Source organism: Ancylobacter sp., assembly GCF_965279025.1.
Classification (GTDB): Bacteria; Pseudomonadota; Alphaproteobacteria; order Rhizobiales; family Xanthobacteraceae; genus Ancylobacter.
This window is the reverse complement of record NZ_OZ257132.1, coordinates 983,609-992,500: the sequence shown is the minus strand read 5'-3', so window position 1 is coordinate 992,500 and position 8,892 is coordinate 983,609. Positions and strand designations below refer to the sequence as shown.

The 8,892-nt window shown below is 65.7% G+C and carries 7 protein-coding genes, 1 tRNA gene and 2 pseudogenes (1 of these 10 running past the window's edge); 1 reads left to right on the top strand and 9 read right to left on the bottom strand.

Annotation, left to right across the window (positions count from 1 at the left end; translation table 11 throughout):
• The 4 genes and pseudogenes from ACQY76_RS04575 to ACQY76_RS04560 form a co-directional block, all read right to left on the bottom strand.
• A pseudogene (locus ACQY76_RS04575) lies at positions 1–592 on the bottom strand (IS3 family transposase); its annotated part reaches 481 nt to the left of the window's first position; the annotation flags it as partial.
• A 25-nt stretch (positions 593–617) separates the two neighbouring features.
• Positions 618–1,460: a type I restriction-modification enzyme R subunit C-terminal domain-containing protein gene (locus ACQY76_RS04570; protein WP_428031726.1), complete on the bottom strand. Its 843-nt coding sequence runs from the start codon at positions 1,458–1,460 to the stop codon at positions 618–620.
• Positions 1,461–1,512: 52 nt separating this feature from the next.
• Entirely contained in the window at positions 1,513–1,914 is a 402-nt protein-coding gene (locus ACQY76_RS04565; RefSeq protein WP_428032931.1) for a restriction endonuclease subunit S, read from the bottom strand.
• Between the two features lie 8 nt (positions 1,915–1,922).
• Positions 1,923–3,471, bottom strand: a pseudogene (locus ACQY76_RS04560) (type I restriction-modification system subunit M).
• A gap of 723 nt (positions 3,472–4,194) precedes the next feature.
• Between ACQY76_RS04560 and ACQY76_RS04555 the strand changes: the two are divergent.
• Positions 4,195–4,271: transfer RNA gene (locus ACQY76_RS04555), tRNA-Arg, on the top strand.
• Between the two features lie 284 nt (positions 4,272–4,555).
• Here ACQY76_RS04555 and ACQY76_RS04550 read toward each other — a convergent pair.
• The 5 genes from ACQY76_RS04550 to ACQY76_RS04530 are packed head-to-tail and all read right to left on the bottom strand — an operon-like array spanning position 4,556 to position 8,834.
• Positions 4,556–4,738, bottom strand: a complete 183-nt coding sequence (locus ACQY76_RS04550; protein WP_428031725.1) for a hypothetical protein — start codon at positions 4,736–4,738, stop codon at positions 4,556–4,558.
• Complete coding sequence (locus tag ACQY76_RS04545; RefSeq protein ID WP_428031724.1) at positions 4,735–5,880, bottom strand: WD40 repeat domain-containing protein; 1,146 nt, start codon at positions 5,878–5,880, stop codon at positions 4,735–4,737. The genes ACQY76_RS04550 and ACQY76_RS04545 overlap by 4 nt, the downstream gene beginning before the upstream one ends.
• Positions 5,881–5,917: 37 nt before the next feature.
• Complete coding sequence (locus ACQY76_RS04540; protein WP_428031723.1) at positions 5,918–6,217, bottom strand: hypothetical protein; 300 nt, start codon at positions 6,215–6,217, stop codon at positions 5,918–5,920.
• A gap of 48 nt (positions 6,218–6,265) precedes the next feature.
• On the bottom strand, positions 6,266–6,733 hold the full coding sequence (locus tag ACQY76_RS04535) for a hypothetical protein (protein WP_428031722.1): 468 nt from the start codon (positions 6,731–6,733) through the stop codon (positions 6,266–6,268).
• Positions 6,734–6,776: 43 nt separating this feature from the next.
• Complete coding sequence (locus ACQY76_RS04530; RefSeq protein WP_428031721.1) at positions 6,777–8,834, bottom strand: sigma-54-dependent Fis family transcriptional regulator; 2,058 nt, start codon at positions 8,832–8,834, stop codon at positions 6,777–6,779.
• Between the last annotated feature and the right edge of the window lie 58 nt (positions 8,835–8,892).

The following is an 8,892-nucleotide window of genomic DNA, read 5'->3' as shown; positions in this document are numbered from 1 at the left end:
AGCATAGGCCGTCTTGTGCCAAGCGCCCGTTTGCGACCACCTCGCCGACGCACCTGGAGCTTTTCCTCTCGATACAGCCGGCGCAGCTTCTTCTGGTTCATCACGATGCCCTGACGCCGCAGCATGACGTGGATCCGTCGGTAGCCGAAGCGGCGGCGCTCGCCGGCCACGGCTTTCATGGCGTCGCGCAGGGCCGCATCGTCAGGACGGACGCTTCGATAGCGCATACTGGTGCGATCGAAGCTCAATGCCTTGCACGCCCGACGCTGGCTCACCCCGTGCTCGGCACAGGCATGGGCCACGGCTTTACGCCTCACATCGAGCGTCACCATTTTTTTGAGGCGACATCCTTCAGGATAGCGTTGTCCAGCATCTGCTCGGCGAGCAGCTTCTTCAGGCGGGCGTTCTCATCCTCAAGCGCCTTCAGCCGGCGGGCATCCGACACGTCCATGCCGCCATACTTTGCCTTGAACTTGTAGAAGGTCGCCGAGGAGATGCCGTGCTTGCGGCACACGTCAGCGGTCTTCGCCCCCGCCTCCTGCTCCTTCAGCATGCCGATGATCTGCTCTTCCGTGAACCGTGAGGCTCGCATCGTCCGTCTCCGTGATCGACGGACTCTACTCAAATCTGGAGGAGGATCGGGGTCTCAGGTCAATGACCATGTCCAGGAACTCGATCTGCTGCGCGCTGGCTGCAGCGTCGCCGAGGAACTCGCTGAACAGATCTGCAACGGCCCGACGATCCAGCCCTACGAGCGAACGCAAGAACCCTCCGAAGCCGGTTGCCAGTGAGCTCGCCGCCTCGATGTGCTGACTTTCGCCGATGCCAGAATCAAGCAGCATCTGGCGCAACTCTTCGATATCCGTGGCGGTGAGCGACTTGCCATGCCGCAGCTTGGCGATCGCGATATGGTCCTGATGGACGCGAAGGAAGTGACGGGCCTTGCTCTTGAACCGCGCGAAATCCACTTCGCCGACCTGCGGCAGTTCGAGCTCGGTCCCCTCCCCGAGTTGATCCTCGAAATCGGTATAGACGATCGCCTTCCGGTGACGCTCGATATGAGGCACGAGACCGCGCAGGCGAAGCCGCACGCGTTCGAGCAGCGGTACGGTGATGCCCTCCCACCAGTCATCGGACAGAATGTCGAGGATCAGCGCGTGCTGGGCCGCGATGGCGGGAATCGCCGTCTGTTCGTCGAGCGCGGAGGCGATAGCGACCAGTTGCTTCTTCAGCTTGTCGAAGCGCCTGGATCCCTTGAGCAGCGCAATCTCAAGATTGAACATCAGGAGATCGAAGCGCTTGGACTCCTCCGGGTCGCTTTTCATGGCGGTCGGCAGCGGCGCGATATGCTCGACCAGGTCCTCCCGCATGGCATCGGAGGGCGCGAGCCAGGGCTCTGGCGCCTGATACTTCTCCACCAGCCTGCGCTTGGCGCGGACGATGAAATTGTCGAGGCTCATGCTCGCGACATAGGTCTTCAGGAAGTCGAGCGCCGCGCTGCGGATCGCTTTTTCATATGGAGAAATTGTCTGCGGTCGTCGCTCTTACCCATTTAAGAATGATCGGCTCGGCTGCCTTAACAAGGCGAGCAATGTAATCCGGATGCGCCCTTCGATTGCAAATAAGGGCCTTTAGATCTTGATTGATGGCCACAGGACGACGGTTGATTCCAACCGGTAGCGTGTGATTAAGAATACCGGATCGATTTACCAATAGAATTGAGTCGGCAGGAATAAGGCTCGTCGCACTCCCTTTTATTGCTGCTGAATTAATTTTATCTATTGCGTCAATTATTTCCCACGACTTCATATCCTTGGGCGAAACCCATGGAATGTCTCCGTTCCAGAACTCAGGCTTTGATTTTGACGGAGTGCCCCCACCCTTGATTTCGCAGACATCCCCCAGCCGAACCATAGGCACGCTCACAGCATCGCCTCCAGTTCCTTCAACCCGGCGGCGATGTCGTCTTCCAGTGCCAGCAACTCGGCGATGATGTCCTTCGGCGGGCGGTGCTCGGCGGCTTCGTGCTCCACCTCGCGGTAGCGGTTGAGCGAGAGGTCGTAATCGGCGGCCTTGATGTCCGCGAGCGGCACGGTGAAGCTCTGGCCGGTGCGCGGGTTTTCCCGCTCCGCCCCGGTGCGCGCGCCAGCGGGCGACGACATCGGGCAAATTGTTCTTCGCGTGCTCCTCCACCGCCAGCGCCGCCTTCGGCACCGGGCCCAACTTGTCCTCCGACACCAGTGGCTGGCGCTTGTCGTCGAGGCTCAGCCCGTCGGCCTGCACGTCATAGAACCACACATGGTCGGTGCCGCCGGAATTGGTCTTGGTGAAGAACAGGATGGCGGTGGACACGCCGGCATAGGGCCGAAAAACGCCGGAGGGCAGCTTCACGATGGCGTCGAGCTTGTGATCCTCCACCAGCATGCGCCGGATCGCCTTGTGCGCGGTGAAGGAGCCGAACAGCACCCCGTCCGGCACGATGACCGCCGCCCGCCCGCTGGGCTTCAGGAGCTTGAGGAACAACGCCATGAACAGAAGCTCGGTCTTCTTGGTCTTGACGATGGAGAGCAGGTCGGCGCTCGTGGTCTCATAGTCCAGTGAGCCGGCAAAGGGTGGGTTGGCGAGGATCAGCGAGTATGTGTCGGCATCGTCGGCATGGCCGGTGGCGAGCGAATCCCGGTAGCGGATATCCGCTCCCTCCACCCCGTGCAGCTGCATGTTCATCGAGCCGATGCGCAGCATGGTCTGGTCGAAATCATAGCCGTGGAACATGCCGCCGTGGAAATGCTCCCGCAGCGCGGCGTCGTGGAACAGCCCCTTGTGCTGTTCGCGCAAGAATTCCCCCGCCGCCACCAGGAAGCCGCAGGTGCCGCTGGCGGGATCGCAGATGACATCCCTCGGCGTCGGCTGGGTCAGCTCCACCATCAGCTTGATGATGTGGCGCGGCGTGCGGAACTGGCCGTTCTGGCCGGCGCTGGCGATCTTGCCCAGCATGTATTCATAGAGATCGCCCTTGGTGTCGCGGTCCTCCAGCGGGATTTCCGCCAGCATGTCCACCACCTTGGCCAGCAGGCCGGGCGTGGGAATGGTGAAGCGCGCGCCCTTCATGTGCTCGGCATGGGCGGTGCCTTCCTCCGCCATCTCGCGCAGCAAGGGAAAGACGAAATCCGCCATCAGCGTGAACATGCGGGCGGGTTCGGCATTCTTCAGCCGCGACCAGCGCAGTTCCTCATAGGTCACGTCCGCGCCGTCTCGGTCCTTGCGGTAGGTGCCGGCGGGGAAGATGACGCGCTGCATCGGCCCGCCGGTGAGGCGCGCCCGGCTCTCCTCGCGGGTCTGTAATTCGTCGAGCCCGCGGATGAACAGAAGATAGGTGAGCTGTTCGATCACCTCGATCGGATTGGCGATGCCACCCGCCCAGAACGCATTCCAGATGGCGTCGATCTTGGATCTCAGTTCGCCTGTCAGCACGCGGCACTTCCTGCACGTTGATGGTTCGGAACGCCGACATTAGTCGGCACGATCGCGTCGGCATAGCCTTGGCGGAGCCACGCATCTTGCAGCCTCCCTATACTACCGCCTAACGGGAAGCGCGGCAGGTGACGCGATGAAGCAAGGCTGGGTTGTGCGCGCCGAGCGCGGCGGACGGCTCTACGATGCGCTGAAGGCCGTCATCGCCATCGCTGGGCGGGCATCGGCCCGCTGACCGAGCTGAAGACGCGCGAGAAAATCGCCGGCAAGGTCGCCGCGATCTGGCCGGCGTGCAAGCCGCAGGCGGTCGCCATGTCAGCGGGTCAGCTCCATCGCTTTCGGCACACCTACGGATGGCGGCGGACAAACCGCCCGCCCCATGGAATGCCGCGAGATAGGGCCTCATGAACGCTCCCCTGGCGTCGACCTGCGTCATCGGTTTGATTCAGCTTGGCCCGACAAGCCCCTCTATGATGGCGCCGGTCGCAACTGACGCGAGGGCGCGCCTGGAGGCTGCGGCTTTCCGCTGCAGCGTTCCGGTCGACGGCCTGTTGCGATAACGGCCCACCTGCGGCATCCGGCACGATCCGAACGTGCGGCCTCTGCCGGCGGAGGCCGCGCGAGATCCACACCACCTTCCGGCGAAAGGCGCGCCGTGCCGGTTGCCGGGGGGCGCCCGTTCGATTATGTAGACGCAGCTTCGGCGCATCCATCGCGCCGCTGGCACCCGTAGCTCAGCTGGATAGAGCGCTGCCCTCCGAAGGCAGAGGTCGCACGTTCGAATCGTGCCGGGTGCGCCATTTCAGTACAGAACTGCGAACGCCGAAACCGCCGCTGGCGTTTGCAGCCGTTCGGACTTGGGTCGCATGATGCGTACTTCGCTGTCCGCAACCTCCACGCGTCAAGCGAAGGCGCGTAGGTGGTTCCGTCGAGAGCCGCGCACTTCGAGCTCGGGCGCGATTCCTTCGCGGTGGACCCGCGTCCGCGCGCCTTCAACCGGGAGCCTTGAATCCCCGCATGCTGAGGGGCGCGCAGGCTCGGCCGGCCGCCCCCCAAGACGGCCAACCCCGGATGGACGCAGATCTCAGTTTGTCGGCTCAAGACTGCCGCTGCCGATATCCTTCTTCTCGGCGATGAAGCGCGCGGCGAGAATGAACGCGCCCATGGTGAAATCGCGGCCATGTTCCGCGATCATCCGTTCGGCGAGAGCGGCGATCTCCTCGAAGAAAACGTCCTTGCTCTGGGCGGTCTTGTCCGGCGACGTCATGTTGTCCTCCTGTCGATCTGCTTGAACATATGCGTGGGCACGTCGATCACCCCGGCCCAGCCTTGCGCTGCGTGAAAGGCGAGGTGCTCGCCGTCAGGCGACCAGCGGAGGTCGCGCAGCCCACCTGGCGCCGGATCGCGAATGACGAGTTCGTCGCGATGACCGATCGCCATGACGACGATCATGCCGTTCTCATAGCCGGCCGCGACGAGGGGCAGGCGCGGATGCAACCGCGCCGCCTCGACCGCCACGAAGCCGGAACGGCCGGTTTCAAGGGTGCCTGGCCGCTCGCTGCCTTGGCCGACCGCCCAGACGATGGTGCGGAAGGCGCCGCCGGTGACGAGCTGCCGCGAGTCGTCGCTCCAGTCGAGCGTGCGCACCGGGGCGGGATAGTCCGGCAGCCGCAGCAGCCGCCGATCCGCGATATCGATGAGCGCGACGCCGCCATCGAGAAGGCCGGCGGCCAGCCGCCGACCGTCCGGCGACCAGGACAGGGCCTCGACCGGCCCGCCCGCGATCTCGAACGGCTCGCGGGCACCGCTGGCCACATCGACGATGGAGAGACGCGCTTCGAAGCCCAGCGTTACGCTCTGGCCATCGGGCGACACGGCGACCGTCCGGGCCGTGCCGTCGTAACGCGCCATCGCCCGGGCGGTGTAGCCATTGGCGTGGTAACGCGTGACGCTGCCGCTTGCCGCGACGAAGGCCGCCTGGTCGCTCAACGACGCGGGCGATGTCGCCATCGCGTCGACCCCCCCACGGTCGTGCTCGACGACAACCCGCACCGCGCCATCGGCCTCGACGCGCACCACCCGGCCGGTGGCGCCGCCGAGCAGAAATCCCGATGGACCGAACGCGGCGAGACGAAGCGGGCCCTCGCCCACCGACACCTTGACCGGGGCGGCAACCGGCCGGGCCCGCGGGGCGATGGTGGAGCGGCCATTCTCGATCGACATGTGCCAGCGTGTGCCCGCCGCTTCCGGATCGTCCATCGAGGCGAGGGCGAGCGTGCCGTCGCCCAGCGCGAAGGCGAGACGGGCGCCGTCCCGCGTGAAAGCGCAGGCCTGGACCTCCGCGTCCAGCCGCCATTGCCGCGCCAGCAGGGCGAAAAGCGGCGATGTTTCGGCTTCCGTCGTGCTCATGTCCCTGTGCTCCTTGCCGTTTCGCCGGCGCGCCGGTTCAGATGCCGCTGATCTGGCGGTCGACGGCGTCGAGCCGCCGGTGCCATTGCGTGAGTTCGTTCTCGTCCTCGGCGAGCCTTGCCTCGGCCGCCATGCGTTGCGCCAGCGCCGCTGCGAGACCGTCCTTTGCTGCTGCATCGGCAAGCTGCAACAGGTCGCGTTCGCACTGCATCACCTCGAGTTCGAGGCCGCTGAAGATCTGCCGGTTCTGCAGTTGGCGTGCATTCAGGCGGGCGATCTCCTGCACGATCTCCAGACGCTGGCCGAGCAGGGAACGAAGTTGCTGGGTGTCCGTCACCTTGTGCCCTCCGCTCGATGCTGTCCCGGCTGGCACGCTGCCGCGATGCTAGCCATCGACACCTCCCGCGCGGCCCGGCCGGTTGGCCTCGACCTCGGCCAGAATGTCGTGCAGGCCACCGAGGCCGGACATGAAGTGCCGTTCGGCGCTCTCGATATAGCCGCGCAGGCTGTCCCAGATATCCGCCCGCAGCAGATGGGTCGCATCGCCGCCGAAACGTTCGAACGCCTTCAGATCCATCTGGTGCGACAGGGCCATGCCATTGGTGACGAAGTCGGTGAGCTCGCGGCCGTGCGTCTCGACGAAGAGCCGCAGCAGCGGATGGTCGCCATAGCCGACGCCGTTGGAGAGGAGCGACCGTTCGATGAAGCCCTGGAAGTGCCGGGAGAGCAGATCGAGGCTCTCCCCGCGAATGCGCAGGGTGAACACCACATCGCGCTGGGCATTGTCGAGGATGGTCGAGGCGAGCTCCGTCGCGCAGGGATCGCTGCCGGAGCGTTGGCGCCGTTCTGTCATCTGATCCCCGCCTCTCCGGTTTCCTCTGCCACACCGAGCGCGGCTAGTGCCTCGCCCGGTATTGCTGGAGCTTGCGATAGAGCGTGCTGCGCGAGATCCCCAGCCGATCGGCGGCGACCGATGTGTTGCCGCCCGAGGCGACCAGCGTGCGCTCGATCAGCCGGCGCTCGGCCTCGTCGATGCGGGCGATCTCGTCGGCGCCGCCGCCGTCGGACGGTCCGGCCGGGCTGCCGCCGGCGTCACGCAGATGCTGCACCTCCTCGACGAAATCTTCCGGCAGATCGTCGACGCCGATGGTGCGGCCGGTGGCCATCAGCGACAGGGATTCGACAAGGTTGCGGACCTCCCGGACATTGCCGGGCCACTCATAGCGCTCCAGCAGATCGAGCACCGCCGGCTGGAAGCGCAGCGGCCCGGTGCCGTGGGCTTCGGACACCTGACGGTTGAAATGGTGGATCAGCAGGCTGATATCGCCATGGCGGTTGCGCAGCGGGGGGATGGTGATCTTCACCGCGCCGATGCGGAAATACAGGTCCTTGCGGAACCGCCCCTCCGCCGCCTCGGCCTTGAGGCTGCGGTTGGTCGAGGCGACGAGCCGCACATTGATGGGCCGGGGCCGGCCCTCGCCGATGCGGTAGACCGCGTTCTCTTCAAGAATGCGCAGCAGATAGGGCTGAAGCTCGAGTGGCATCTCGCCGATCTCGTCGAGGCTGAGCACGCCGCCATCGGCGAGCTCGAAGCGGCCGGCGCGTCCCTCGCGGGTCGCCCCGGTGAAGGCGCCGGGGGCGTGGCCGAACAGCTCCCCGCCCAGCAACTCCTTGGAGATGGCACCGCAATTGAAGGTGACGAAGGGCTCCTTGCCGGTCGTCAGCCCGGCCGCGTGGATGAGCCTTGTGAACAGCTCCTTGCCGACGCCGGTCTCCCCCTCCAGCAGGATGGCGCTCCGGCCCTGCGCGGCGCGCTCGGTCCGCTCGATCGCCTCGATGAGCACCGAGCTCTCGCCGATGATCGCCTCGCGCGCCGCCTTCAAGGTCGAGCGCGCCGCATTCGTGCCGGAACGGAGGGCGGGTGAGGGGTGCCCGGTGGGTTCCAGCAGCAGCACGGCGCCGGAGAAGGTGCCGGCGTGCATCAGCGGCTCCATGCGCTGAGCGTCGATGCCGGGAATGTCGGAGACATTCTCCGGCCAGATGCCGCCCTTGAAGTCCACGAGCTGGTCGCCGAGCCGCAGTTCGGTGCCCGGATTGGCATGGCGCCAGCGCACCGCAGCACTGTCGCTGTGGTGGATCACCCGGCCCTGGCGGTCGAGAATGACGAAGCCGTCGCCGCGCCCGCCGCTTTGCAGCCGCGACAGGCACAGTTCGAGCAGCTGCATGCGCTCGACCCGCAGCTGGTCGGCGAGGGCGAGTTCGATATGGCTCGCCGCCATGATGCCGAGCGCGATATTGTGGCGACGGAAGATGTCCTGCGGACCGGAGAAATCGACGACGCCGACGATGCTGCCGTCGAGCGGACTGCGGATCGGCGCGCCGATGCAGTTCCAGGATTTCACGCCTTCGCAGAAATGCTCGGCCGCCCGCACATAGACCGGCTTGCCGGTTACCAAAGCGGTGCCGATGCCGTTGGTGCCGGTGACGCCCTCTCCCCAATTGGCGCCGATCTCCAGGCGGATGTCATGGGCGGCGTTGACGATGTGGGGATCGCCGGCGGTTTCGATGATGACGCCGCGATGGTCGGTGACGACGACCATGGTCGCGGTCTCGCCGAGGATGTCGGCGAGACGCTGGAAGGTCTTGCCCGCCGCCTGCAGCAGGCCGCCATGGTGCCGGCGCAACCCGTCCACCTCGTCGGCAGAGGCGATGAGATCGCTGCCGCGACCGCGCGGGTCGACGCCGGAGACGGCGCTGCGCTGCCAGGATTGCTCGATGACGCCGCGAATGAGGCCGCCCGGTGCGGTCGGCCGGCCCCGGTCGAGAAAATTCTCCCAGGCCTTCATCGTCGCCGATGCGTCGTAGGATGCACCGTCCGTGGCGTGATCGACCGCATCCTCTTCCTCCTGCGAAGGAAGTGCGGTCGAACGGCGCTCAACGGGCGGCTTGCTCATATGCGCTTCCGTCTGCATCCACATGTCCCGTAGCCGCGCCCAGAGCGATGTCTGCGCA